The following is a 24,816-nucleotide window of genomic DNA, read 5'->3' as shown; positions in this document are numbered from 1 at the left end:
TCTCAATTTTATTGCGACCTGATTCCCCGAACAGATAATCGCATTGCTGATTACCTCGCTATTTTTTGGTACTCTTATAAAAGCGCTAAATTGATCCCGGACATAACTGAACAATGAATGACGGCAAGCAGCACCCTACGTTTCTCTTCCACGATTACGAAACCTTTGGTACCCATCCGGCGCTGGACAGGCCCGCGCAATTTGCGGCCATCCGCACGGATAACGATTTCAACATTATCGGCGATCCAGAGGTTTTTTATTGTAAGCCTGCGGACGACTATCTGCCGCACCCGGAAGCGGTACTTATAACAGGTATTACCCCGCAGGAAGCGCGTGAAAAAGGAGAGAACGAAGCAACGTTTGCTGCCCGCATTCACGCCCTGTTTACCGTGCCCAAAACCTGTATTGTGGGCTATAACAATGTGCGCTTTGACGACGAAGTGACGCGCAATATCCTGTACCGCAATTTCTACGACCCCTACGCCTGGAGCTGGCAGCACGATAATTCACGTTGGGATTTACTGGATGTTATGCGCGCCTGTTATGCCCTGCGCCCAGAAGGTATTAACTGGCCAGAAAACGACGACGGGTTACCCAGTTTCCGCCTTGAGCATTTGACCAAAGCCAACGACATTGAACACGCCAACGCCCACGATGCGATGGCCGACGTGTACGCCACCATTGCGATGGCGCAGTTGGTTAAGTCGCGTCAGCCTCGTCTGTTCGACTATCTCTATAGCCACCGGAACAAGCACAAGCTGGCCGCCCTGATCGATGTCCCACAAATGAAACCGTTGGTTCATGTCTCCGGCATGTTCGGTGCATGGCGCGGCAATACCAGCTGGGTTGCGCCGCTCGCCTGGCACCCGGACAATCGCAACGCGGTCATCATGGTTGACTTAGCCGGTGATATTTCTCCCCTGCTTGAGCTGGACAGCGACACGCTGCGTGAGCGCCTTTACACCGCCAAAGCCGACCTGGGCGATAACGTGGCGGTACCCGTGAAACTGGTGCACATCAACAAATGCCCGGTTCTGGCACAGGCCAACACACTACGCCCTGAAGATGCCGACCGCCTGGGGATTAACCGCCAGCATTGTCTGGATAACCTCAAAATCCTGCGTGAAAACCCGCAGGTTCGCGATAAAGTGGTGGCTATTTTTTCCGAGGCAGATCCCTTCACACCGTCAGACAACGTGGATGCCCAACTGTATAACGGTTTTTTCAGCGATGCCGACCGCGCCGCGATGAAAATCGTGCTGGAAACCGACCCACGCAATTTACCGGCACTGGATATTACCTTTGTTGATAAGCGTATTGAAAAGCTGCTGTTTAATTACCGCGCGCGTAACTTCCCCGGCACGCTGGATGAGTCTGAACAGCAGCGCTGGCTGGAACATCGCCGTCAGGTGTTTACCGCAGAGTTTTTACAGCAATATGCCAATGAATTGCAGATGCTGAGTCAACAGTATGCGGATAATAAAGAGAAGCTGGTGCTGCTGAAATCACTCTGGCAATACGCAGAAGAGATTGTGTAAGAAGAGAAACTGACACGCAGGTATAAAAAAACCGGAGAACATGTCTCCGGTTAGGCAATTTGCCGGATGGTGGCGCAAGGCCCCCAGTCCGGCAAACATCAATTACTGCGCGATATCTTCGTACTGTGGAACCGGATTGCGGAAGCTTTTGGTCACGCAAGCCAGGTAAACCAGACCAATACCCGCCCAGATCAGACCCAGAACCATCGAGCTTTCTTCCAGGTTAACCCACAGCGCGCCGACGGTCAGAGCACCACACACCGGCATGACCAGGTAGTTGAAGTGGTCTTTCAGCGTCTTGTTGCGTTTTTCGCGGATCCAGAACTGTGAAATCACAGACAGGTTCACGAAGGTAAATGCCACCAGCGCACCGAAGTTGATCAGCGCCGTCGCCGTCACCAGGTCAAATTTGATTGCCAGCAGCGCAATCGCACCCACCAGCAGCACGTTCCATGCAGGAGTACGCCATTTCGGGTGAATATAACCGAAGAAACGGGTCGGGAATACGCCATCGCGCCCCATCACGTACATCAGACGAGAAACGCCCGCATGTGCCGCCATACCGGATGCCAGTACGGTGACGCTGGAGAACACCAGCACGCCCCACTGGAAGGTTTTACCCGCAACGTACAGCATGATTTCCGGCTGTGACGCGTCCGGATCTTTAAAGCGAGAGATATCCGGGAAGTACAGCTGCAGGAAGTAGGAGGCACCAATAAAGATCAGGCCACCAATCAGCGCGGTCAGGAAGATAGCCTTCGGAATAACACGCTCTGCGTCTTTGGTTTCTTCTGACAGCGAAGAGATGCCGTCAAAACCAAGGAACGAGAAGCACAGGATAGTTGCACCGGTAATCATCGGCACCACATGCGCGCCTTCAGACCAGAATGGACGGGTGCTGGTCAGCGTGCCTGCGCCTTCGCCGTGCATAATGCCGTAAATGATCAGGCCAACAATCACTGCCACAATACCCATCTGCAAAATAACAATCAGGGTATTGAAGTTCGCGACGGCCTTGATGCTGCGCAGATTCGAGATGGTCATAAAGCCCACCAGCGCGACAACAAAGATCCACGACGGTACCGACGGCACCAGCGCTTCAAAGTAGATTTTAGCCAACAGGATGTTGATCATCGGCATGAACAGATAGTCCAGCAGTGATGACCAGCCCACCATAAAGCCTACGGTCGGGCTAATGGATTTCTGAGCATAGGTGTACGCAGAGCCAGCAGACGGGAAACGGCGAACCAGTTTACCGTAGCTCAACGCAGTAAAGAGAATGGCAACCAACGCAAAAGCATAAGCCGTCGCGACATGACCATCGGTCAAGCCCGAAACGATACCAAATGTATCGAACAGCGTCATCGGCTGCATATAGGCAAGGCCCATCATGACAACCGGAACCAACGTAAGCGTTTTACGTAATTCCACGCGAGAGGTGTTTGGAGTAACGTTATGCGACATGGTCATTCCCCTTTACGGTGAATACCGTCGCGTAAGCAAAAAATTGCCCCATTTTTACGAATTCCTCAGCGACAACAACTGTCGGTTTTTAGTAAGTATCTATCCGGTACGAAGCCCGGCCTCTTTTATGAATGATTGGTTTGATGCAAAAAAATAACCGACGCGTATTAAAACGTCGGCTAATGTCATTTTTTGCAAGCGGCGTATTTTGCACTAAATTGGAGAGAAATAACAAGAGAATGAGATAGCCAAAAATAAATATTTTTATCTAACCGCCTGATTTATCGACACTCGATTTTACATAAACGCCTGCGATAGCACTATTTGCTAAAATCTGATCTCGCCACCAGGCGCTGGCTAATCCTGACGTCTGTTCATTCCAGCCAATCCACACCGGTTCAAACATAATTTGTGCGACCACTTTCTTCTCTATCAGGGCACCGCTGTCCAAAAAACGTTGTGCCAGATAGCGCGGTAAATACCCGCATCCCAGCCCACTGATCTGCAGTTCCAGCTTGGTTTTAAAGTCAAAAACGGTGATTGCATCCTGATCGTCAAGCAGTTGAGAACCCGACAAGCTCGCCAGATGAGGACTGTCCCCCACCACAATGGCACGGAAACGTTTAATGGTACGCCGTTGCAGTGGTTCGTCTTCCTGCGCCAGCGGATGATGAGGTGCGATCACAAACACCTGTTCGAGGTCACCTAAACGCGCAAAACCAAAATTACTCGCGGAAGGCGGTTCATGCATCGCCCCGACGATAATATCGGCCCGCCCTTGGGTGAGCGCCTCCCAGGAACCGCCCAGTACACCGTTGATAAATTTAAGCCGCGTGACGCTGTGGTGCTGGTAGAAGGATTCGATAAGCGGGGCCAGCAGTGAAAAAGGAAAGGTGTCATCCACGCCAATAACCAGCTGGTTCTCCCAACCTTCGTGCAGTTTGATAGCCTGTTTTTCGAGTTCGCGGACGGTATGCAGTACCTCCCGCCCCTTTTCCAGCAGCATCTGCCCGGTGCGGGTAAACGTCGCCCGATGCCCGCTGCGATCCAACAATTGAATATTCAGATCGCTTTCCAGCTTATGGACGGTATAGCTCAGCGCGGACGGCGTCTTAAACAATTTTGCTGACGCCGCCGCGAAACTTCCCTCTTTATCTAACGCGTCGAGGATGATCAGAACGTCCAGCAGTGGTTTCATACTCGCCTCCTGGCGGTATATGACGGCTCGCTGCTGGTCTGTCACTCCATCGGCATCACCAGCGGGTCGGGATACTGGTACTCAAACCCAAGTTCATTGCAAATTCGGTTGCCGTCAATGATTTTACCTTTACCGTTATCCACACCGTCCCGGAATTCCGGCGGTTCCAGCCCCAGCAAACGCGCCATCTGGGGATAGAACACATTACGCGCCGGATGCATAGGCGCACATATATTATAGATGTGTCCTCCTTTCGGTGCCTGGAGCAGCAAAGCGATCGCCGACACCACATCGTCCAGATGCACCAGATTGACACCATGCTGTCCATCCGGTGCCGTTTTACCGGCGAAAAAACGCCCTGGGTGTCTGCCCGGTCCAACCAACCCGGCGAGGCGCACAATGTCTACCGAGGTCCCCGGCAGGTTATGCAACCAGTCCTCAAGTTCTTTCAGCACACGACCGCTTGCCGTCACCGGATTACGCGGAGAGCCTTCCTTCACGGCGCCCTGTACGTCACCATACACCGACGTCGAGCTGGTAAAAATAATCCGTGGAATGCGGTATGCCAGCGCACTGTCGACCAGCTCCTGCATCGCCTGCAGATAAAAATCTTCACCCGGACCGCTACGGCGGGCGGGCAGCGTGATGACCAGCGCATCGACATCCATCAGCGCATCGAGATCGTCTGACGCGCACACCAGCTCAGGTTCAAGGCGCAGCGAGTAGCTTTCGATACCGCTCATACGGGCCGCTTCCACCCCATCCAGCGTGGTTTTGCTGCCGGTGACCTGCCAGCCTCGCGCCGCCAGCGACATGGCTAACGGCATGCCTAACCAACCTAACCCGACAATTGCGACCTTTTTCATGCCTTCTCTCCTGACTTGTGGCCTGTTACCCAAGGCTACGCCAGCCCACGGTGGCTGACAATTCATAGTATCAATATGAAATGAATTAATGATCAAAAAAAGCCCTTGCTTTCGGTGACTAAAGTGGTTTAGGTTAAAAGACATCAAATGAATAAACATTCATCGAGAAAATTTTATGACACGCGCTCAATTTAAACACCATCATCACCATCATCCTGACTAGTCTTTCAGGCGATGTGTGCTGGGAGACATTTAACTCTTCCAGTGGTGCATGAGCGCATGAGAAAGCCCCCGGAAGAATTCTTCCGGGGGCTTTTTTTTTGGTGCGTGACCCAGACCGATTCAGACAGGATAACGAGGACAAGAGAATGTTAGACAATACCCGTTTACGCATAGCTATGCAGAAATCAGGCCGCTTAAGCGATGATTCACGCGAATTACTGGCCCGCTGTGGCATTAAAATTAATCTTCACACCCAGCGCCTGATTGCGATGGCAGAGAACATGCCGATTGATATTCTCCGCGTGCGTGATGACGATATTCCGGGTCTGGTGATGGACGGCGTGGTTGACCTCGGCATCATTGGTGAAAACGTTTTAGAAGAAGAGTTGCTCAACCGCCGGGCGCAGGGCGAAGATCCGCGCTACTTTACGCTGCGTCGTCTCGACTTCGGTGGCTGTCGCCTCTCGTTAGCCACCCCGGCGGACGAAGCCTGGGACGGCCCGGCTTCGCTGAACGGTAAACGTGTTGCCACTTCCTACCCGCACCTGCTGAAACGTTATCTCGATCAGAAAGGCGTCACGTTTAAATCCTGCCTGCTAAACGGCTCAGTAGAAGTTGCCCCGCGTGCGGGCCTGGCCGATGCGATTTGCGATTTGGTCTCAACCGGCGCCACGCTGGAAGCCAACGGCCTGCGTGAAGTCGAAGTGATTTACCGCTCCAAAGCCTGCCTGATCCAGCGCGACGGCGAGATGGCGGAAGCCAAGCAGCAGCTGATCGATAAATTACTGACCCGCATTCAGGGCGTGATTCAGGCCCGCGAATCCAAGTACATCATGATGCACGCCCCAACCGAACGTCTGGACGAGGTCATCGCCCTGCTGCCAGGCGCAGAGCGTCCAACTATTCTGCCACTGGCAGGCGATCAGCAGCGCGTGGCCATGCACATGGTCAGCAGCGAAACCCTGTTCTGGGAAACCATGGAAAAACTGAAAGCGCTCGGTGCCAGTTCGATTCTGGTGCTGCCAATTGAGAAGATGATGGAGTGATCTGATGCCTGATGGCGCTTCGCTTATCAGGCCTACAAGAATTGTCACAATCATTGATATTACGGGTCTTGTAGGCCGGATAAGGCAGCACCGCCATCCGGCAACACCCGATAATGGAGTAACGACCATGAGCTTCAATACCCTGATTGACTGGAATACCTGCAGCATCGAACAGCAACGCGAATTGCTGATGCGCCCGGCAATCTCTGCCTCGGACAGCATCACCCGTACCGTCAGCGACATTCTGGATAACGTCAAATCACGCGGTGATGCGGCGCTGCGCGAATACAGCGCCAAATTTGATAAAACCACCGTCAGCGCGCTGAAAGTCAGTGCCGAAGAGATTTCTGCCGCCAGCGCGCGTCTGAGTGAGGACCTCAAGCAGGCGATGGCGGTCGCGGTGAAAAATATTGAAACGTTTCACAACGCGCAAAAACTGCCCGCGGTAGATATTGAAACGCAGCCCGGCGTGCGCTGCCAGCAGGTGACCCGTCCGGTCAGCTCCGTCGGTTTGTATATTCCGGGGGGATCGGCCCCACTCTTCTCAACGGTTTTGATGCTTGCCACCCCGGCCCGTATTGCTGGTTGCCAACGCGTGGTGCTGTGCTCGCCACCGCCTATCGCCGACGAAATTTTGTATGCGGCGCAGCTGTGCGGTGTGCAAGAAGTGTTTAACGTCGGTGGCGCCCAGGCAATTGCCGCTCTGGCCTTCGGTAGCGAATCGGTACCCAAAGTCGACAAAATTTTTGGCCCGGGTAATGCCTGGGTAACGGAGGCCAAGCGCCAGGTAAGCCAGCGTCTGGACGGTGCGGCAATAGATATGCCGGCCGGACCTTCCGAAGTACTGGTGATTGCCGACAGCGGCGCGACCCCGGATTTCGTCGCCTCTGATTTGCTCTCGCAGGCCGAGCACGGCCCGGACTCTCAGGTGATCCTGCTGACGCCAGATGCCGGGATAGCCCGCCGCGTGGCTGACGCCGTTGAACGCCAGCTTGCTGAACTACCACGCGCGGAAACAGCGCGTCAGGCGCTGAGCGCCAGCCGTCTGATTGTGACCCGGGATCTGGCGCAGTGCATCGCCATTTCTAATCAATACGGCCCAGAGCACCTGATCATTCAGACCCGTAACGCCCGTGAACTGGTCGATGACATCACCAGCGCCGGCTCCGTGTTTCTCGGTGACTGGTCACCGGAATCCGCCGGTGATTATGCCTCAGGGACAAACCACGTGCTACCGACCTACGGTTACACCGCGACCTGTTCAAGCCTCGGGCTGGCAGACTTCCAAAAGCGGATGACCGTCCAGGAACTGTCGCCACAAGGTTTCTCAGCTCTCGCCTCAACCATCGAAACGCTGGCCGCCGCGGAGCGACTGACCGCCCACAAAAATGCCGTCACCCTGCGTGTTAACGCCCTCAAGGAGCAAGCATGAGCACTGACAACATTCTTAGCGTCACCGATTTAGCCCGTAAAAATGTCCGCGAACTGACGCCCTATCAGTCTGCCCGTCGTTTGGGCGGTAATGGCGACGTCTGGCTGAATGCCAACGAGTTCCCGACGGCCGTTGAGTTTCAGCTCAGCCAGCAGACGCTTAACCGTTACCCGGAATGTCAGCCAAAAGCGGTGATTGAGAATTACGCACAGTACGCGGGCGTTAAACCGGAGCAGGTGTTGGTTAGCCGAGGGGCAGATGAAGGTATCGAACTGTTGGTACGCGCGTTTTGTGAACCCGGCCAGGATGCCATTCTTTACTGCCCGCCGACCTACGGCATGTACAGCGTCAGCGCTGAGACCATCGGCGTGGAATGCCGCACCGTGCCTACGCTTGCCGACTGGCAGCTCGATCTCCAGGGCATTGCCGACAAGCTTAATGGCGTGAAGGTGGTTTACGTTTGCAGCCCAAACAATCCGACCGGCCAGTTGATTAACCCACAAGATCTACGCTCGCTGCTTGAAATGACCCAAGGTAAAGCCATTGTGGTCGCCGATGAAGCGTACATTGAGTTCTGTCCGCAGGCGACGCTGGCCGGCTGGTTAACGGAATATCCACACCTGGTGGTTCTGCGTACCCTTTCCAAGGCGTTTGCGCTGGCAGGGTTGCGCTGCGGATTTACGCTGGCCAATGAAGAGGTGGTTAATCTGCTGTTGAAAGTGATCGCCCCCTATCCGCTGTCGACGCCGGTAGCCGATATCGCCGCCCAGGCGCTGACGCCACAAGGCATTGCCGCCATGCGTGAACGCGTAGCGCAGATCCTACAAGAGCGTCAGTACCTGGTGGATACCCTGAACACTATCCCCTGCGTGGAGCAGGTTTTCACCTCTGAAACCAACTATATTCTGGCCCGCTTTACCGCTTCCAGTTCTGTGTTTAAATCTTTGTGGGATCAGGGCATTATCTTACGAGACCAGAACAAACAACCTTCATTAAGCGGCTGCCTGCGGATCACCGTCGGCACCCGTGAAGAAAGCCAGCGCGTCATTGACGCTTTACGTGCGGAGCAAGTATGAGCCAGAAGTATCTTTTTATTGACCGTGATGGAACCCTGATTTCAGAACCGCCAAGTGACTTTCAGGTTGATCGCTTTGACAAACTGGCCTTTGAGCCAGAGGTTGTCCCCGCCCTGCTCAAGCTGCAAAAAGCCGGTTATAAACTGGTGATGATCACCAACCAGGACGGATTGGGAACGCAAAGCTTCCCGCAGGCTGAGTTTGACGGGCCGCATAACCTGATGATGCAGATTTTCAACTCGCAGGGCGTGGTGTTTGATGAGGTGCTGATCTGCCCGCACCTGCCAGCAGACGAATGCGACTGCCGTAAACCAAAAGTGAAGCTGGTCGAACAGTATCTGGCTGAACAGGCGCTGGATACCGCGAACAGCTACGTGATTGGCGACCGCGCAACCGACATTCAGCTGGCTGAAAACATGGGAATCGGCGGGTTACGCTACCACCGTGACACCCTGAACTGGTCGATGATTAGCGAACAGCTGACCAAACGCGACCGCTACGCCCACGTTGAGCGTAATACCAAAGAAACGCAGATTGACGTCAAAGTGTGGCTGGACCGCGAGGGCCGCAGCAAAATTAATACCGGCGTCGGCTTCTTTGACCACATGCTGGATCAAATCTCGACCCACGGCGGTTTTCGCATGGAAATCACCGTCAAGGGCGACTTGTATATTGACGATCACCACACCGTAGAAGATACCGGTCTGGCGCTGGGCGAAGCGTTAAAACTGGCGTTGGGTGACAAGCGTGGCATCAACCGCTTCGGGTTTGTGCTGCCAATGGACGAATGCCTGGCCCGCTGCGCGCTGGATATCTCCGGACGTCCGCACCTGGAATACCGGGCTGAATTCACCTATCAGCGCGTTGGCGATCTGAGCACCGAGATGATCGAGCACTTTTTCCGTTCGCTCTCTTACACCATGGGCGTGACGCTGCACCTGAAGACCAAGGGCAAAAACGATCACCACCGTGTGGAAAGCCTGTTCAAGGCCTTTGGCCGCACGCTGCGCCAGGCGATTCGCGTTGAGGGCGATACTCTTCCCTCTTCAAAAGGAGTGCTGTGATGAACGTGGTGATCCTCGACACCGGCTGCGCCAACCTCAACTCGGTGAAATCTGCCGTAGCGCGTCACGGTTATGACCCCATCGTCAGCCGCGACGCCGATGTGGTACTGCACGCCGATAAGCTTTTTCTGCCCGGCGTCGGGACCGCGCAGGCGGCGATGGATCAGCTACGTGAACGCGAACTGATTGAGCTGATCAAAGCCTGTACCCAACCGGTTCTGGGGATTTGTTTAGGCATGCAACTGCTCGGTCGGCGCAGTGAAGAGAGCAATGGCGTTGACCTGCTGGGTATTATTGAGCAGAACGTACCTAAGATGACCGACTTTGGTCTGCCGCTGCCGCATATGGGCTGGAACCGGGTGTATCCGCAGGCGGGAAATCGCCTGTTCCGCGGCATTGACGATGGCGCGTATTTTTATTTTGTTCACAGCTACGCAATGCCGGTCAATCCCTCGACCATTGCCCAGTGCCATTACGGTGAACCGTTCACCGCGGCGGTACAAAAAGACAATTTCTTCGGCGTCCAGTTTCACCCTGAGCGCTCGGGTGCCGCAGGGGCGCTGTTGCTGAAAAATTTTCTGGAGATGTGATGATTATTCCAGCATTAGATTTAATCGATGGCACAGTTGTGCGTCTCCACCAGGGCGATTACGCCACCCAGCGTGATTACGGCAACGATCCCCTGCCGCGCTTGCAGGATTACGCCGCACAAGGTGCACAGGTTCTGCACCTGGTAGATTTAACCGGCGCGAAAGATCCGCTCAAGCGTCAGATCCCGCTGATTAAAACGCTGGTCGCCGGTGTCAACGTACCGGTGCAGGTTGGCGGCGGTGTGCGCACAGAAGAGGACGTTGCGGCCCTGCTGGCAGCCGGCGTGGCGCGCGTTGTGGTTGGCTCGACGGCGGTAAAATCACCTGAAGTCGTCAAAGGCTGGTTCGAGCGTTTCGGTGCAGATGCACTGGTGCTGGCGCTGGATGTGCGTATTGACGAACAAGGCAACAAGCAGGTCGCGGTCAGCGGCTGGCAGGAAGACTCCGGCGTTTCGCTGGAAGAACTGGTGGAAACCTACCTGCCCGTTGGCCTGAAGCATGTGCTGTGCACCGATATCTCCCGCGACGGCACGCTGGCAGGCTCTAACGTATCGCTTTATGAAGAAATCTGCGCTAAATATCCGCAGGTGGCCTTTCAGTCATCCGGTGGTATTGGTGATATCGACGACGTTGCCGCCCTGCGCGGAACCGGCGTGCGCGGCGTGATCGTCGGACGCGCGCTGCTGGAAGGAAAATTCACCGTTGAGGAGGCCATTCAATGCTGGCAAAACGCATAATTCCGTGTCTGGACGTTCGCGATGGTCAGGTAGTGAAAGGCGTCCAGTTTCGTAATCACGAGGTCATCGGTGACATCGTCCCGTTGGCGAAACGCTATGCCGACGAGGGCGCAGATGAGCTGGTGTTCTACGATATCACCGCCTCCAGCGATGGACGTGTAGTCGATAAGAGCTGGGTATCGCGCGTAGCAGAAGTGATCGACATCCCGTTCTGCGTGGCGGGCGGGATTAAGTCAGTGGACGATGCTGCGAAAATACTGACTTTCGGCGCTGATAAAATTTCTGTCAACTCCCCTGCGCTGGCTGACCCGTCGCTGATTACTCGCCTTGCCGAGCGCTTTGGCGTGCAGTGCATCGTGGTTGGGATCGATACCTGGCATGACGCCAAAACCGGGAAGTATCACGTTAATCAATACACCGGCGATGAAAGCCGTACCCGCGTCACCCAGTGGGAAACCCTCGACTGGGTTCAAGAGGTGCAAAAACTCGGCGCAGGTGAAATCGTCCTCAATATGATGAACCAGGACGGCGTGCGTAACGGCTACGATCTCGAGCAGATGAAAAAAGTACGTGAAGTATGCCACGTTCCGCTGATCGCCTCCGGCGGCGCAGGAACCATGGAACACTTCCTTGCTGCCTTCCAGGATGCGGATGTCGATGGCGCGCTCGCCGCTTCAGTGTTCCACAAGCAGATTATTAATATTGGTGAATTAAAAACGTACCTGGCAACGCAGGGCGTGGAGATCAGGATATGTTAACGAAGCAACAATGCCGCGAACTGGACTGGGAAAAAACCGACGGACTGATGCCGGTTGTCGTACAGCATGCGGTCTCCGGCGAAGTATTGATGCTGGGTTATATGAACCTTGAAGCACTGGACAAAACGCTTGAAAGCGGCAAAGTGACCTTTTTCTCGCGCACCAAACAGCGCCTGTGGACCAAGGGCGAAACCTCCGGCAACTTCCTCAATGTGGTCAGCATTACGCCCGATTGCGATAACGACACGTTACTGGTGCTGGTGAACCCGATTGGGCCCACCTGCCATAAAGGGACCAGCAGCTGTTTTGGCGAGGCCAGCCACCAGTGGCTGTTCCTGTATCAACTTGAACAGCTACTTGCTGAGCGTAAAACGGCGGACCCGGAGAGTTCCTACACGGCTAAGCTGTATGCCAGCGGCACCAAACGCATCGCTCAGAAGGTCGGTGAAGAAGGCGTGGAGACCGCGCTGGCAGCAACGGTACATGACCGTTTCGAACTGACCAATGAGGCATCCGATCTGATGTATCACCTGCTGGTACTGCTGCAGGATCAGGATCTCGATCTGACCACGGTAATAGAGAATTTGCGTCAGCGGCATCAGTAAACTTCGGGCGTAAAAAAACCGGGCGATACCCGGTTTTTTTAGCTCTGCGTCATACTGACTTACTGCGCTTTTGCTTTGTAGCCCCGTAAAGCATTGCGCCCCAGCACCACGCCCGCGCCAATCATTCCCCCGAGCAGTGCCGCCAGTACCAGCGTAATGGATTTCTTCGGGCTGTCGCGACGAATCGGTAAGGTCGGTTTCATTACATAGCGGTAGGCGTGCACACTTTCCGGTTCCACTTTCAACGCCTGAACAGACAGCAGATTTTGACGCGTCTGATAGTATTGGTCAGAGAACGTTAACGGGCGAGTCGCTTCGTTCTTCACCATGGAAGAAAGCGCCTCACTGCCCAGCATAAACATGGTGTCCTGAGAAACCTGATCGGCCTGCTGGACCTGCGGCAACTTAATGTTGGACTGTTCCGCCACCTTGAGCGCCTGAGTCATCTGCGCAATGCGCAATGCTTTTTGCTCCTCCGCCACCGTTTCTTGCGCTTCGAGCGACTTTTGCAAATCTGCGACTCGGTTTTTCACGCTCATGGACAGGTCAGCATTCAACTCCTTTGCCACACTTTCATCGACCTGCTGAATATATTGCGCCAGCGTTTTTTGTGCTTCCTCAGCAGTACGGCTGGTGTAGGAAACCTTTAATGGTAATGTCTGACCTTTCACCGCCGCATCAATAGTCAGTTTTTCCGGCATATCCTGGTTATCCAGCGTTTCCGCTAATGCAGAGAATGCTGAGCTAAAACGACCAATAAACCCCGTCTGCACATCGGTGACTTTGGGCGCATTGTCGCCAAACAATACACTCATGGCATTATTGTAGCTGGCTAGCTGACCTACATCAGGCTGAGTCACAATCGCCGTCGAGGTCCATTTCTCTTTGGCCACCGTCAGATAACCCACCGCAAGGAGGATAGCAACAACAACACAGACAACAATCGTTATTTTTCCGCGCCACAACTGCATCACTAAATCAATTAAATCAATCTGTTCCGGATCGTTACTGCGCCCGGATACGTTGTTATCACCGACAGACATAATTACCCTAAATGAGGAAAGACTTAACGCCAATAGTTTAGCCATAAATTCAGGTAATGCCATAGGATTACTGATAAAAAATACAGATTATTTAAGTGATATTGATTGGTATTTTAATCACTACTTAAAAAGTTAGCCGGGCAATCATAGCAGTCAACAATGAAAATCTGACTGGTGCGACTATTCATGCCATCCTATCAATTCACGTTGTGAATAAAAATGACGTAACCAGAAAAACCGAACAGGGTAATAACACATAACGATTATCTTTTTTATCGTCAAACGGTATGATTCTCCCTTTCTGGCGCCTGATGGCGCCTGGCAACTATAAAGCCAGAAAGAGGTACAAAAATGAAATACCTGGTTACGGGTGCCGCCGGTTTTATCGGCTTCCACGTTTGTAAACGCTTACTGGACGCTGGCCACCAGGTGGTCGGTATGGATAATCTCAACGATTACTACGATGTCAGCCTTAAGCAGGCGCGCCTGGCGTTGCTGGTACACCCCGGATTCCATTTTCATAAGCTTGATTTAGCTGACCGGGAAAGCATGGCGGCACTCTTCGCGGACGAGCGCTTTGATCGCGTAATCCATCTCGCCGCACAGGCGGGCGTTCGATACTCAATCGACAATCCACATGCTTACGCAGACTCCAATCTGACAGGCTTTTTGAACGTACTGGAAGGGTGTCGACATAACCAAATCCAACACCTGCTCTATGCCTCCTCCAGTTCGGTTTACGGCCTGAACCGCAAGATGCCGTTTGCCACAGATGATTCCGTTGATCACCCCGTGTCCTTATATGCGGCAACCAAAAAAGCCAACGAGTTGATGGCGCATACCTATTCACATTTGTATGGACTACCGACCACGGGTTTGCGTTTCTTCACCGTGTACGGCCCGTGGGGTCGCCCGGATATGGCGCTGTTTAAGTTCACCAAAGCGATGCTGGAAGGGAAAAGCATCGACGTCTATAACTTTGGTAAAATGAAGCGTGACTTTACCTATATTGATGATATCGCCGAGGCGATTGTTCGCCTGCAGGACATTATTCCGCAGACCGATGCACAATGGACCGTTGAAACCGGTACTCCGGCTACCAGTATTGCCCCCTATCGCGTCTACAATATTGGCAATAGTGCCCCGGTCGAGTTGATGGATTACATCAAAGCACTGGAAGAAGCGCTAGGTATTGAAGCCACTAAAAATATGCTGCCACTGCAACCCGGAGACGTGCTGGAAACCAGCGCAGATTCTCAAGCACTATACGACGTGACTGGTTTTAAACCCGAAACAACCGTTAAAGATGGTGTGAAAAACTTTGTAGGCTGGTATCGCGATTTCTATGCGGTATAAATTCATTCGTTCTGAAATATAAAAGAGGCCTTTTAAATGGCCTCTTTTATTCGCGATATAGATTAGTCATTACCAAACAGATCGCGGGTGTACACCTTATCGGCGACATCACTTAGTTCCGGCGTCATACGGTTAGAAATGATAATGTCCGCTTCATTTTTAAACACATCTAAATCACGTACCACCCGCGAATGGAAAAATTCATCCTCTTTCATTACCGGTTCAAAAATAATCACCGGCACGCCTTTGGCTTTAATCCGCTTCATGATCCCCTGAATGGACGATGCGCGGAAGTTATCAGAACCACTTTTCATAATTAAGCGATAAACCCCCACCACCTTCGGCTTGCGTGCAAGGATGGAGTCGGCAATAAAGTCTTTGCGCGTGCGGTTGGCATCCACAATGGCAGAGATAAGATTATTGGGAACCGACTGGTAGTTTGCCAGCAACTGTTTGGTGTCTTTCGGCAGGCAATAGCCGCCATAACCAAATGAGGGGTTGTTATAGTGATTGCCAATACGCGGATCCAGACAGACGCCTTCAATGATTTGGCGGGTATCGAGACCTAAGCTCTCAGCATAACTGTCAAGCTCGTTAAAGTACGCCACGCGCATGGCAAGATAGGTATTGGCAAACAGTTTAATGGCTTCGGCTTCGGTTGAGTCGGTAAATAATGTGGGAATGTCTTGCTTGATGGCACCTTCCTGCAACAAGGCAGCAAATCGTTCAGCACGCGCGGAACGTTCACCAATCACAATACGTGAAGGATGAAGATTGTCATAAAGCGCCTTCCCTTCCCGCAGGAACTCCGGTGAGAAAATAATATTTTCCGTGCCAAGACGTTCTTTAATCGACTGGGTAAAACCAACCGGAATAGTTGATTTTATAATCATTACCGCCTGCGGATTTATTTCCAGTACATCACGGATGACTGACTCCACGCTGGACGTATTGAAGTAGTTGGTTTTAGGATCGTAATCGGTTGGCGTGGCAATAATGACGTAGTCAGCATTGCGATAAGCCTCTTGCTTGTCGGTGGTTGCGCGGAAGTTGAGATCTTTTGTGGCCAGATACTCTTCAATTTCTTTATCAGCAATCGGTGACTGTTTCTGATTCAGCATGTCCACTTTGGATTGCACAATATCCAGCGCAACCACCTCGTGGTGCTGGGCAATCAGAATACCGTTCGATAGCCCCACATAACCTGTACCTGAAATCGTTATTTTCATTAGCTCTAACTTCTTCTGGTTAAACATTAAAGAGTGAACAACTCACCATCGTTAGACCCAACGTTGTCGTATCGGATCAGCATAGTTGCATTATATCGTGATTTAGCACAGCTACGCCTATCAGACCTGACCGAATGCCGTTTTTTGCCCATAAAAAAGCCCGGAGGAGTGCTCCGGGCCTGCATTTTCGTTAGGGCTAAATCAGATTAATCCAGCCATTCCGTATGGAACACGCCTTCTTTATCTGTGCGCTTATAGGTGTGCGCACCGAAGTAGTCACGCTGCGCCTGGATCAGGTTAGCAGGCAGAACTTCTGCACGATAGCTGTCGTAATAGGCAACCGCCGCGGAGAAGGTCGGAACCGGAATACCGTTCTGCACGGCATACGCCACCACATCACGCAGCGCCTGCTGATATTCATCAGCAATGTTCTTGAAGTACGGATCAAGCAGCAGGTTAGCGATACCGGAATTTTTAGCGTAAGCATCGGTGATCTTCTGCAGGAACTGCGCACGAATGATGCAGCCGGCACGGAAGATCTTGGCAATCTCACCGTAGTTCAGATCCCAGTTGTGTTCGTCAGAAGCGGCACGCAGCTGAGAGAAGCCCTGGGCGTAAGACACAATTTTACCCAGATACAGTGCACGACGCACTTTCTCGATAAATTCGGTTTTGTCGCCCGCAAGCTGAGCTTTAGGTCCGGTCAGGACTTTAGAAGCTGCAACACGCTGCTCTTTCAGAGAGGAGATATAACGCGCAAATACGGATTCAGTGATCAGCGACAGCGGCTCTCCGAGATCCAGAGAGCTCTGGCTAGTCCATTTACCGGTGCCTTTGTTCGCCGCTTCATCCAAAATGACGTCAACCAGGTATTTACCTTCTTCATCTTTTTTGGTGAAGATGTCTTTGGTGATGTCGATCAGATAGCTGCTCAGTTCACCATTGTTCCATTCGGTGAAAGTGCTTGCCAGCTCTTCATTCGACAGGTTCAAACCACCTTTCAGCAAGGAGTAGGCTTCAGCAATCAGCTGCATATCGCCATATTCGATACCGTTGTGAACCATCTTCACGTAGTGACCCGCACCGTCCGCACCGATGTACGTTACGCACGGCTCACCGTCTTCGGCGACAGCAGCGATCTTCGTCAGAATCGGCGCAACCAGCTCGTACGCTTCTTTCTGACCACCAGGCATGATAGAAGGCCCTTTCAGCGCGCCCTCTTCACCACCGGAAACACCAGTACCGATAAAGTTAAAGCCTTGCGCAGACAGTTCACGATTACGACGGATAGTGTCCTGGAAGAAGGTATTACCGCCATCAATGATGATGTCGCCTTTATCCAGGTACGGCTTCAGGGAATCGATGGCAGCGTCGGTGCCTGCGCCCGCTTTCACCATTAACAGGATACGACGCGGGGTTTCAAGAGACTCGACGAACTCTTTCACCGTGTAATAAGGAACCAGTTTCTTACCCGGGTTCTCGGCAACAACTTCTTCAGTTTTTTCGCGGGAGCGGTTGAAGATAGAGACGGTATAACCACGGCTTTCTATGTTGAGCGCCAGGTTGCGCCCCATCACTGCCATACCGACGACGCCGATTTGTTGCTTGGACATTACATACTCCTGTCAGGTGTGGTCACCACGCGATGTATGCGCAGCTTGAATGTGGGGTAGATGTTAACTCAGCTATGCCGAAAGTAGGTAGCAGAAGATGCACTTTTATTATAACAATCTCATCAGAAAAACAGTATCATATGAATTACTTCGCTACCTGAACGACCTACTTTATATAGCTTTTAATTTTCTTGATAATTCTTTCTGACAAAGAGAGGTTCCAACTTTTAGCCCAGTGATGAATGGCATAACAATCCTGAGTTATATAGAGCAAGAGAAGTTGGTCGCGTTTATTTTTACCATAAGGATTGAATGGATAAAAATAATCTGCATTATAGATCGTCACATCTTTTATTGTACTAAAAGATTGTGCTAAATCACGCTCGATTCCCTGAGATATTAATAACTTCTTCAACAAAACAGGAATGGTAATAAGTCCCTTAGCCTCTGCCACATGATCTTTTAACTGTTCGAAGAGCCAAAAATCCGGTTCAGAACCTAATATTCCACAACTGGGCGTTGCAATATCTTCCTCACCCAGGAAAGCAACGTTGTCAACTAATGGAGAAATATCTTTAATAAGCTCCATATCTGTATCAAGGTAAATACCACCGAACTTTGCAAGTATTTGACAACGAATATAATCTGTAGCAAAAGCATATTTCTTTTTTCTCAGCATTTCATCAACAAATTCATTCGCGCCAAAAGTTTTAAAATACCTTTCTTCATCCCATAAATTAATTTCAAAATTTTTTGCATGAACTGCCCATGTGCTCATGCAATCAGAATACATTCTAGGGAGAGGGTTCCCTCCCAACCAAATATAATGAATTATTTTAGGAATCAATTTTTCAATACCTTTAATAAATTTTTTTTGAAAAAGGAAAGCACTAACAACATTCTAAACGTATAATATCTAATTGGTGAAACCTTACTCTTAATGCGGTTTAAATTTTCACCACTCATCACAGGAGTAAAATGATATACTGCTTGCTTATAAATATTTAAATTAATGTTTTTCAATGATAGATTGGACGTAACAAAAGCCAAGGTGCCCTGTTTATTTTTCTTGAGCAGATTGTAGTAATCATGCGTCAACCCATCTTCTAAATACTCACAAAAATAAATCACTTTATTATTCGCAAATAAATAATGCTCATCTAGTATAACATTCCAGCAAAATGCTTCTGTTATAAATTTTTCATTATCAAAAATAGGGAATGAATTCCCCTTCAACAAATCCCTTTTTAATACCAGAGCTTTATCCCCTTTTATACCTGAAAAAAACTTATAATCAAGAATTTTAGTATTAAATTTATCGCCAACAATATTACCAGTATCAGAAAAAGCTTTTAGATAAGCCATTCCCGCACATGAAGGATCTGCAATTTTCATAACATCATTTGATATTACAGAGATGGCATCTTGTGCAATAAAATCGTCACTATCAACTATATAAATCCAATCATAACTGGCCTCTTTTACTCCTTCATTCACAGCTGAAGGTTTACCTCCATTTTCTTTTTGGTGAAACTTTATAGTAAAGGGTGATGACGATTGAAATTCATGCATAACGTCTTTAATATTATCCGTTGAACCATCATCGATTACAATCCATTCAAACTCAAAGATATCTTGCTTAAGCAGTGATTGAAATAAGTTGCCAATAAGAGAGGCTCTGTTGTATACAGGAGTGACTATTGAAATAGGCATTTTATTCTCGAATAGTTAGTAATAACTCGCCATGGTGTAAGAATATAGAATAAGCTTTTTAGTTGCATAAAAAACAACGGGTTGGTTTTTTTTATGAAAAGGAAAAATATAAAGTTAGCTATACAATAGGAGAACATTGAAACAAAAGCTGCGCCAATAGCTCCATATATAGGAATAAAAATGACATTTAATATCACATTCAAAATCGCAGCAATAACAGTTTTATAGATATCCAAATGAATCCAATTCTTGGCATATAACCATTTTGATGAGAAGGATCCAAGGAATATAAATAAACTCGTCCATATATGGATAGATAGAATGCGTGAAGATAGTAACATACCCTCGCCATATAAAATTTTCATAATGAACGGCGCAAGAAAAGTTACAACGATTGATGCAATGATAGTTAACAAGCTTACAGCACCACAAATCCATTCAAGAAATATGAACGCGTCATTTTCGTTTCTATTAACCAACTGAACAATTTTTGGAAAGAAAGCATTCCCTATGATCCCGGCACACATAAACCAGATCGCTGAAATACGTAGCGCTGCGCTAAAAGCGCCAGTTTCGCTTGTTCCAACCAAATGCTCAAGAAGTAAAACATCGCACTGCGAAAATAATGAAACACTAATTGTAGAGATTATTAATTTTATTCCTAATGCAAAATAAATTTTTACAGTATTTCTGTCTACACTCCATTTGCATCTTGGCTTAAACCAATAAAAATAGATGATTACGCTTAATACTCCCTGAAATACATAGAAAAGTAGATAGGCATAAAAAACATACCACTTAAAATATATACACATCCACAAATAAACATATGATAAAGTGATACTCAAAATAATAGTGAAAGCCCGATACTTTGACTCAACTAATGCACTGTAATGAAAGTAAATAACTTTAGAGAATAGACTCAATAAATTCGACATCAAGATTATCGATAAAAATAATATAGCATGCTTCATATGTGAATATGCAAAATATACAATCGCAATCATTGATAACGTATAGACAGCAATGCCTAAAAACTGCAGAAAAAGAGCAGATCCGATTTCTTTACCAGCATCGTTTGGATTCTCAACAATTCGTTTAACAACGACAATATCTATGCCAAATAAGAAAAAAGATAATAATAGTTGAGAAAGGTTAGTTATTGTCGCCCACTCTCCCAGAGTATCCAGACCATATAATCTTTTTATAGCGGAAAAAAGTGTTAGCTGAAAAATAAGCATAAACACTCTATCACTTAATAACCAAAAAAGATTGCTAAGATATCTTTTCATTATTGGTTACCCTGATTAATATATTCAAGGCCATTACTAAATGTGTGTGTTAGATAATTTATTATATTATACACGTTTTCATTTAAAGGGCGTGACTCAAGAAATGTGTAAGAGTTATTCCCTGCTGTAACATTCAGCATTAAGTACAGGAATGGGATCAAGTTTATTGTTAACAATAAACAGCCATAGAAAAATTTCAGTTTAAATCTCATGTAGGAATTAAACAAGTAATCTTTTAAAAAGAACGGATAGAGTGCAAATAAAACCATGCCTAATCTATTTGATAGAGCGGGGAAAGGCAGCAACATATAAAAAAGTACAGCTTCTTTAATTAACAAAAATGAAATCAAACGATCCACATTGCCTGATAGAAATCGTAATCGGCATATTATTAATAAATTAACGGTAGTAATTATTACATAATTCAGAGGTAATGTGCTAAATTTATCATTTGAAGATACATCGCTAAATCGCTGTAAAAGAAAATCGAAAATCGGGGATAAAAAAAGAAATAATGTTCCTAAAAAAGAAAAAACAATAATTATTGGCCATGAAACTTTTTTCTTTCTAGTTAAAAGATACGTTATATAAATTATAATATTAATAGCAGCAGAGATATGAAAGAAAAAGCTAACAAAGAATAATACCCATCTATGCTTAGTTGTTGATTTTATTGAATAGAGAAAAATTAAGGTTGAGATAATCTGTCGTAAAAAATATGATGTAACTTCAATAAACCCCAGATTCAGGAAAAATAGCCCTAACAACATGACTCTAAATTTATTATCGATATCCTTTGTTATCGATGTCAACAACGCAACTATCAAGCAGTAACTTGCTAACAATAAAACCTGTTCATTAGCACCTGTAATATATCCTACGAGCTTCATAAAAGCCAAGAACATAAATTCAAGACCTTTACCAAAACGTGGGTAGTTTAAAATATCAACACTTCCATCATATATACTACTATAAATAGACATATATTCAGCAATGTCACTAAATGGTTTCTGCGTTGCAAAAAAAAGAATTATAACCGTGGCAACAAATAAAAGGGATAATTTTCGGGCGAACGGACTTAAAAGTGGAGATAAGAAAACCAAAATTATTGCAGATAATAGTGGATAGTAGAATATTAACAATGAAACAGCAACACTTAAAACTACCGGCAGGAATTTCGTTATCAAAATGCTTGGAATTTTACGATTAAGTTCACCAGTTCCTTTAAACATGTTTAAAACATCCTCTCATGAGGATACATAACGCTCTGAATTTTGGTATTTTATTATCAATTTCTTTCTTTTCCAGAATATATTTTTTGAACCAAAAAGCACACACGCAAAGAATTCCCATGAAATTCCCAAGACACCGTATAAATATAGCTCCTCTTGCTGCTAAGGTTTTCTCATCTGTATATATCCTAGCTCCAGAACTTTCTAATGGATGTATAGTTACAGTGACTGGTAGAAAACGTATATGATGATTATAGCTAAGTGCGTCCGATAAGAATATCGGCTCTTCACCTGCAGCATAAATGCTGCCCAAGCCGAAACGTTCGTCAAATTTAATGTTACTTTCGTTAACAAGATGAATATTTATACACATTTCAATTGATGAAACTTTAAAGACATCAAATTTTTTAATTTCATAACTATCTGCTTTATATTTTTTGCGCAGATTATTTTTTTCATCACAACTTTGAAGTTGATAATGAGATAAGTATCCATCTTCTTTTATAAGATACTGGCTTAATATCTCTAAACCATCATTTTTATAGTAAACATCATCATCACTAATGATTAAATAATCCACACCCAGTGTTATTGCTTTTTCTAATAGTGTATTTCGACTTTTACTTAAACCACGCTCATTTTTAGTAAAAATATATACATTTGATAATTGAGTGAGTGTATTATCGATTACTGTATCTTGGTGGTCTTGATGGGATATTATAATAACGATATCTGAAGGTATATTTTTAATTTTATCATAAAGACCATTTATATTTTTATCAACTGTTGAAATTCCAATTGCTAATTTCATTTCGCATCGTTTCCCTGTTTATTTAGGAATTAATTATTTAAACTACTTCTTTAGGATCAAAAAAACTCATACTCTTTTTGAAAGACCTAAATAAATATAACAAATGAAGTAATATATCGATTTTATTAAAGGCAAATGTAATATTCTCCTGTAAATATTCCATTGCCATAACATCACGACTAATTTATTAGCCGATAGCGAATTTTTAGAAAGTCTATAGTAAGCAAGGTTTTCCTGTATACAATAAGCTTGCTTGGTTTTTGCGAAAATCTCCAACCACATAACATAATCTTCGTGGCCAATTGTTTTCTGATAAAATTTACCTAATTTCTTAGCATTATATATACCGGTAAGATTGCCAATATAATTACTTTTCAACATATCATCAAAACTTATTACTTCCGGTGAAGTTCGTTTGTTAACTATATTTGCGATATCATATCTAAATGTAGAATAATTATTTGCAACGACATCCCACCCTTTGTTTAATATACTTAATTGCTTTTCAAGTTTTTGAGGGTGCCATAAATCATCACTATCCAGAAAGCAAATATATATACCACCACATGCTTCTATCGCTTTATTTCTGGTTTTAGCTACACCTAAATTAACATCATTCTCTAAATATACGATTCTACTGTCAGTAAATGACAGGACAATTTCCTTTGTGCTATCTGTTGAGTAATCATTAACTACATATAATTTAAAATTGCTCTCACTTTGCATTAGCACAGAATTAATACTTGCTGCGATAGTTGTCTCTGCATTATATGCAGGCATTATAATCGAAAAAATTTCATCTACCATTTCAAATTCCAAAACTATGATATTTAAGACTTCAAGGTCGCAAATTTATTATAAATATTCTCTAGCGCCGAAGCATTTTCTCCGCAATATTCTTTGTAATTGATGTTACTCCATCTACCATTACGTGAATCTAGCAACGCAGTTTTCAACATTTGAATATTACGAGGTTGCCCGAAATAAAATCGTTCTACGTTAATATAAGCTTCTCGTTGATTAAAGTAGTCGATAAGATCTGGCACATAAAAGATACATGGTTTTTGCTGTGGTGAAAACTCAAAGCACACACTAGAATAATCCGTCATCAAACAATCAAATTTTGATAATAATTTAACAATATCTTCTGATTGTTGTAGGAGATGGATATTACCATTAACAGGGATTTCTTTTATTTTGTTGTATTTAATGTCTAAAGGATGTAATTTACAGAAAATTTCAATGCCATTATCCTTAAAGAAAGTATGTTCACTGATAAAACTATCAATAATCTCTGAGACTGTACCATTGCCGTCTCTCCATGTTGGCATATACAATACTTTATAAACAGAATGTGTGTCAGTGGGATTCTCTTTGTTTAAGGTATAATATTCGTATGATTTTGCAATAGATGGAGTCCCCAATTTTAACACTCTTTGCGATGGCAAGGCCATTGACTGAGATAAATGTTTACCCAGCATACTATCTGAAGTAACAAGATAATTATAAAATAAATTTATTCTAGCTTTGAGTATTTTTTTTAGTAGCACATTTATGAAATCATACTTACTTTTCTGGTAATCACCACTATAATCCAACAAAATTTTTTTTATCGGTAATCCATGCCATAACTGTACACGTTGGTTTAGAAAAAATAAAAAAGGAAGTTGACCAACACCATGCGTGAGAAAAATATAACGCCCTTGGATCAAGCTTAATAGCGTAGAAAAATATGATTTTTTTAGATGATCATTAGTGATGAATAATACATGCTCGCCTTTTTGTTCAAAGTATTCATAAACATATCTAACATTGCCAACGTAACCAAGAGGGGAATAAAATATATAATATTTCTTGTGGATCAAACGATTAAAAGGAAGCAGCAAAACAAGAGTTATTAACTCTAGTACAATCCTGATGTATTTCATGAA

The 24,816-nt window shown here is 46.9% G+C and carries 24 protein-coding genes, 1 pseudogene and 1 other annotated feature; of the genes and pseudogenes, 11 read left to right on the top strand and 14 right to left on the bottom strand.

Going from position 1 to position 24,816, the window contains the following annotated elements; translation table 11 throughout:
- Positions 1 to 113 precede the first annotated feature (113 nt).
- On the top strand, positions 114 to 1,538 hold the full coding sequence (gene sbcB / locus AC3ITF_RS08545; RefSeq protein WP_489176333.1) for an exodeoxyribonuclease I: 1,425 nt from the start codon (positions 114 to 116) through the stop codon (positions 1,536 to 1,538).
- 102 nt (positions 1,539 to 1,640) lie between these two features.
- Here the strand turns inward: sbcB and AC3ITF_RS08540 are convergent, their stop codons facing one another.
- The 4 genes and pseudogenes from AC3ITF_RS08540 to AC3ITF_RS08525 all read right to left on the bottom strand — a co-directional run bounded on the left by AC3ITF_RS08540 (position 1,641) and on the right by AC3ITF_RS08525 (position 5,066).
- Positions 1,641 to 3,002, bottom strand: coding sequence for an APC family permease (locus tag AC3ITF_RS08540; RefSeq protein ID WP_162604171.1), 1,362 nt, complete (start codon positions 3,000 to 3,002; stop codon positions 1,641 to 1,643).
- Entirely contained in the window at positions 2,992 to 3,054 is a 63-nt protein-coding gene (gene yoeI, locus AC3ITF_RS08535) for a membrane protein YoeI (RefSeq protein WP_101706264.1), read from the bottom strand. The genes AC3ITF_RS08540 and yoeI overlap by 11 nt, the downstream gene beginning before the upstream one ends.
- 212 nt (positions 3,055 to 3,266) lie before the next feature.
- Positions 3,267 to 4,200: pseudogene (locus AC3ITF_RS08530) on the bottom strand (LysR family transcriptional regulator).
- A gap of 41 nt (positions 4,201 to 4,241) precedes the next feature.
- Positions 4,242 to 5,066 carry an SDR family oxidoreductase gene (locus tag AC3ITF_RS08525; RefSeq protein ID WP_174360482.1) on the bottom strand — a complete coding sequence of 275 codons (825 nt, stop codon included), beginning with the start codon at positions 5,064 to 5,066 and terminating at the stop codon, positions 4,242 to 4,244.
- Positions 5,067 to 5,241: 175 nt separating this feature from the next.
- Here AC3ITF_RS08525 and hisL point away from each other — a divergent pair, with 175 nt between their 5' ends.
- The 9 genes from hisL to hisIE all read left to right on the top strand — a co-directional run bounded on the left by hisL (position 5,242) and on the right by hisIE (position 12,596).
- Positions 5,242 to 5,289, top strand: a complete 48-nt coding sequence (hisL, locus tag AC3ITF_RS08520; protein ID WP_100250077.1) for a his operon leader peptide — start codon at positions 5,242 to 5,244, stop codon at positions 5,287 to 5,289.
- Positions 5,265 to 5,387: a sequence feature (His leader region), on the top strand. Its footprint overlaps the gene before it by 25 nt.
- Before the next feature lie 47 nt (positions 5,388 to 5,434).
- Positions 5,435 to 6,334, top strand: a complete 900-nt coding sequence (gene hisG, locus AC3ITF_RS08515) for an ATP phosphoribosyltransferase (protein ID WP_096756624.1) — start codon at positions 5,435 to 5,437, stop codon at positions 6,332 to 6,334.
- A 127-nt stretch (positions 6,335 to 6,461) separates the two neighbouring features.
- Positions 6,462 to 7,766 (top strand): histidinol dehydrogenase, encoded by a 1,305-nt coding sequence (gene hisD / locus AC3ITF_RS08510; protein WP_115258136.1) that lies wholly within the window; start codon positions 6,462 to 6,464, stop codon positions 7,764 to 7,766.
- Positions 7,763 to 8,842: a histidinol-phosphate transaminase gene (gene hisC / locus AC3ITF_RS08505; RefSeq protein WP_489176332.1), complete on the top strand. Its 1,080-nt coding sequence runs from the start codon at positions 7,763 to 7,765 to the stop codon at positions 8,840 to 8,842. Before hisD ends, hisC begins: the two co-directional genes overlap by 4 nt.
- Positions 8,839 to 9,906, top strand: a complete 1,068-nt coding sequence (gene hisB, locus AC3ITF_RS08500; RefSeq protein ID WP_181596587.1) for a bifunctional histidinol-phosphatase/imidazoleglycerol-phosphate dehydratase HisB — start codon at positions 8,839 to 8,841, stop codon at positions 9,904 to 9,906. Before hisC ends, hisB begins: the two co-directional genes overlap by 4 nt.
- Positions 9,906 to 10,496, top strand: coding sequence for an imidazole glycerol phosphate synthase subunit HisH (gene hisH / locus AC3ITF_RS08495; RefSeq protein WP_489176331.1), 591 nt, complete (start codon positions 9,906 to 9,908; stop codon positions 10,494 to 10,496). Before hisB ends, hisH begins: the two co-directional genes overlap by 1 nt.
- Positions 10,496 to 11,233: a 1-(5-phosphoribosyl)-5-[(5-phosphoribosylamino)methylideneamino]imidazole-4-carboxamide isomerase gene (hisA, locus tag AC3ITF_RS08490; RefSeq protein WP_489176330.1), complete on the top strand. Its 738-nt coding sequence runs from the start codon at positions 10,496 to 10,498 to the stop codon at positions 11,231 to 11,233. The genes hisH and hisA overlap by 1 nt, the downstream gene beginning before the upstream one ends.
- Positions 11,215 to 11,991: an imidazole glycerol phosphate synthase subunit HisF gene (gene hisF / locus AC3ITF_RS08485; protein ID WP_489176329.1), complete on the top strand. Its 777-nt coding sequence runs from the start codon at positions 11,215 to 11,217 to the stop codon at positions 11,989 to 11,991. The genes hisA and hisF overlap by 19 nt, the downstream gene beginning before the upstream one ends.
- On the top strand, positions 11,985 to 12,596 hold the full coding sequence (gene hisIE, locus AC3ITF_RS08480; protein WP_137362966.1) for a bifunctional phosphoribosyl-AMP cyclohydrolase/phosphoribosyl-ATP diphosphatase HisIE: 612 nt from the start codon (positions 11,985 to 11,987) through the stop codon (positions 12,594 to 12,596). The genes hisF and hisIE overlap by 7 nt, the downstream gene beginning before the upstream one ends.
- A gap of 59 nt (positions 12,597 to 12,655) precedes the next feature.
- Here hisIE and wzzB read toward each other — a convergent pair whose 3' ends face one another.
- Complete coding sequence (gene wzzB, locus AC3ITF_RS08475) at positions 12,656 to 13,639, bottom strand: LPS O-antigen chain length determinant protein WzzB (RefSeq protein ID WP_489176328.1); 984 nt, start codon at positions 13,637 to 13,639, stop codon at positions 12,656 to 12,658.
- 351 nt (positions 13,640 to 13,990) lie between these two features.
- Between wzzB and AC3ITF_RS08470 the strand changes: the two genes are divergently transcribed.
- Positions 13,991 to 14,995 (top strand): NAD-dependent epimerase, encoded by a 1,005-nt coding sequence (locus AC3ITF_RS08470; RefSeq protein WP_181688989.1) that lies wholly within the window; start codon positions 13,991 to 13,993, stop codon positions 14,993 to 14,995.
- Positions 14,996 to 15,057: 62 nt separating this feature from the next.
- Here AC3ITF_RS08470 and ugd read toward each other — a convergent pair whose 3' ends face one another.
- The 9 genes from ugd to AC3ITF_RS08425 form a co-directional block, all read right to left on the bottom strand.
- Positions 15,058 to 16,224, bottom strand: coding sequence for a UDP-glucose 6-dehydrogenase (gene ugd / locus AC3ITF_RS08465; RefSeq protein ID WP_146716967.1), 1,167 nt, complete (start codon positions 16,222 to 16,224; stop codon positions 15,058 to 15,060).
- Between the two features lie 206 nt (positions 16,225 to 16,430).
- Positions 16,431 to 17,837 (bottom strand): NADP-dependent phosphogluconate dehydrogenase, encoded by a 1,407-nt coding sequence (gene gndA / locus AC3ITF_RS08460; RefSeq protein ID WP_181624460.1) that lies wholly within the window; start codon positions 17,835 to 17,837, stop codon positions 16,431 to 16,433.
- A 166-nt stretch (positions 17,838 to 18,003) separates the two neighbouring features.
- Complete coding sequence (locus tag AC3ITF_RS08455) at positions 18,004 to 18,630, bottom strand: glycosyltransferase family 32 protein (protein ID WP_489176436.1); 627 nt, start codon at positions 18,628 to 18,630, stop codon at positions 18,004 to 18,006.
- A gap of 50 nt (positions 18,631 to 18,680) precedes the next feature.
- Entirely contained in the window at positions 18,681 to 19,550 is an 870-nt protein-coding gene (locus AC3ITF_RS08450; protein ID WP_489176327.1) for a glycosyltransferase family 2 protein, read from the bottom strand.
- A complete protein-coding gene (locus AC3ITF_RS08445; protein WP_489176326.1) occupies positions 19,535 to 20,842 on the bottom strand; it encodes a flippase in 1,308 nt (435 codons plus the stop codon). The genes AC3ITF_RS08450 and AC3ITF_RS08445 overlap by 16 nt, the downstream gene beginning before the upstream one ends.
- Positions 20,842 to 22,074 (bottom strand): EpsG family protein, encoded by a 1,233-nt coding sequence (locus tag AC3ITF_RS08440; RefSeq protein WP_489176325.1) that lies wholly within the window; start codon positions 22,072 to 22,074, stop codon positions 20,842 to 20,844. Before AC3ITF_RS08440 ends, AC3ITF_RS08445 begins: the two co-directional genes overlap by 1 nt.
- The gene (locus AC3ITF_RS08435) at positions 22,067 to 22,885 is read right to left on the bottom strand and encodes a glycosyltransferase (protein WP_489176324.1); all 819 of its coding nucleotides are present in this window, start codon (positions 22,883 to 22,885) and stop codon (positions 22,067 to 22,069) included. Before AC3ITF_RS08435 ends, AC3ITF_RS08440 begins: the two co-directional genes overlap by 8 nt.
- A gap of 66 nt (positions 22,886 to 22,951) precedes the next feature.
- Positions 22,952 to 23,692, bottom strand: a complete 741-nt coding sequence (locus tag AC3ITF_RS08430) for a glycosyltransferase (protein WP_182295792.1) — start codon at positions 23,690 to 23,692, stop codon at positions 22,952 to 22,954.
- Between the two features lie 23 nt (positions 23,693 to 23,715).
- On the bottom strand, positions 23,716 to 24,813 hold the full coding sequence (locus AC3ITF_RS08425) for a CDP-glycerol glycerophosphotransferase family protein (protein WP_489176323.1): 1,098 nt from the start codon (positions 24,811 to 24,813) through the stop codon (positions 23,716 to 23,718).
- Positions 24,814 to 24,816 lie beyond the last annotated feature (3 nt).

This window comes from Citrobacter sp. KH_055_1 (genome assembly GCF_057838705.1).
This window is presented reverse-complemented; position numbering and strand designations above follow the sequence as displayed.

What these genes read in the sequence shown, in the direction of transcription:
- AC3ITF_RS08455 (WP_489176436.1), bottom strand. Translation starts at nt 18,630, where the DNA reads ATGTATTCTGATTGCATGAGCACATGGGCAGTTCATGCAAAAAATTTT.
- AC3ITF_RS08430 (WP_182295792.1), bottom strand. Translation starts at nt 23,692, where the DNA reads ATGGTAGATGAAATTTTTTCGATTATAATGCCTGCATATAATGCAGAG.
- AC3ITF_RS08540 (WP_162604171.1), bottom strand. Translation starts at nt 3,002, where the DNA reads ATGTCGCATAACGTTACTCCAAACACCTCTCGCGTGGAATTACGTAAA.
- hisIE (WP_137362966.1), top strand. Translation starts at nt 11,985, where the DNA reads ATGTTAACGAAGCAACAATGCCGCGAACTGGACTGGGAAAAAACCGAC.
- hisA (WP_489176330.1), top strand. Translation starts at nt 10,496, where the DNA reads ATGATTATTCCAGCATTAGATTTAATCGATGGCACAGTTGTGCGTCTC.
- AC3ITF_RS08450 (WP_489176327.1), bottom strand. Translation starts at nt 19,550, where the DNA reads ATGCCTATTTCAATAGTCACTCCTGTATACAACAGAGCCTCTCTTATT.
- hisG (WP_096756624.1), top strand. Translation starts at nt 5,435, where the DNA reads ATGTTAGACAATACCCGTTTACGCATAGCTATGCAGAAATCAGGCCGC.
- ugd (WP_146716967.1), bottom strand. Translation starts at nt 16,224, where the DNA reads ATGAAAATAACGATTTCAGGTACAGGTTATGTGGGGCTATCGAACGGT.
- AC3ITF_RS08425 (WP_489176323.1), bottom strand. Translation starts at nt 24,813, where the DNA reads ATGAAATACATCAGGATTGTACTAGAGTTAATAACTCTTGTTTTGCTG.
- hisD (WP_115258136.1), top strand. Translation starts at nt 6,462, where the DNA reads ATGAGCTTCAATACCCTGATTGACTGGAATACCTGCAGCATCGAACAG.
- AC3ITF_RS08440 (WP_489176325.1), bottom strand. Translation starts at nt 22,074, where the DNA reads ATGTTTAAAGGAACTGGTGAACTTAATCGTAAAATTCCAAGCATTTTG.
- hisC (WP_489176332.1), top strand. Translation starts at nt 7,763, where the DNA reads ATGAGCACTGACAACATTCTTAGCGTCACCGATTTAGCCCGTAAAAAT.
- hisH (WP_489176331.1), top strand. Translation starts at nt 9,906, where the DNA reads ATGAACGTGGTGATCCTCGACACCGGCTGCGCCAACCTCAACTCGGTG.
- sbcB (WP_489176333.1), top strand. Translation starts at nt 114, where the DNA reads ATGAATGACGGCAAGCAGCACCCTACGTTTCTCTTCCACGATTACGAA.
- AC3ITF_RS08435 (WP_489176324.1), bottom strand. Translation starts at nt 22,885, where the DNA reads ATGAAATTAGCAATTGGAATTTCAACAGTTGATAAAAATATAAATGGT.
- AC3ITF_RS08470 (WP_181688989.1), top strand. Translation starts at nt 13,991, where the DNA reads ATGAAATACCTGGTTACGGGTGCCGCCGGTTTTATCGGCTTCCACGTT.
- hisB (WP_181596587.1), top strand. Translation starts at nt 8,839, where the DNA reads ATGAGCCAGAAGTATCTTTTTATTGACCGTGATGGAACCCTGATTTCA.
- wzzB (WP_489176328.1), bottom strand. Translation starts at nt 13,639, where the DNA reads ATGTCTGTCGGTGATAACAACGTATCCGGGCGCAGTAACGATCCGGAA.
- AC3ITF_RS08445 (WP_489176326.1), bottom strand. Translation starts at nt 20,842, where the DNA reads ATGAAAAGATATCTTAGCAATCTTTTTTGGTTATTAAGTGATAGAGTG.
- gndA (WP_181624460.1), bottom strand. Translation starts at nt 17,837, where the DNA reads ATGTCCAAGCAACAAATCGGCGTCGTCGGTATGGCAGTGATGGGGCGC.
- hisF (WP_489176329.1), top strand. Translation starts at nt 11,215, where the DNA reads ATGCTGGCAAAACGCATAATTCCGTGTCTGGACGTTCGCGATGGTCAG.
- AC3ITF_RS08525 (WP_174360482.1), bottom strand. Translation starts at nt 5,066, where the DNA reads ATGAAAAAGGTCGCAATTGTCGGGTTAGGTTGGTTAGGCATGCCGTTA.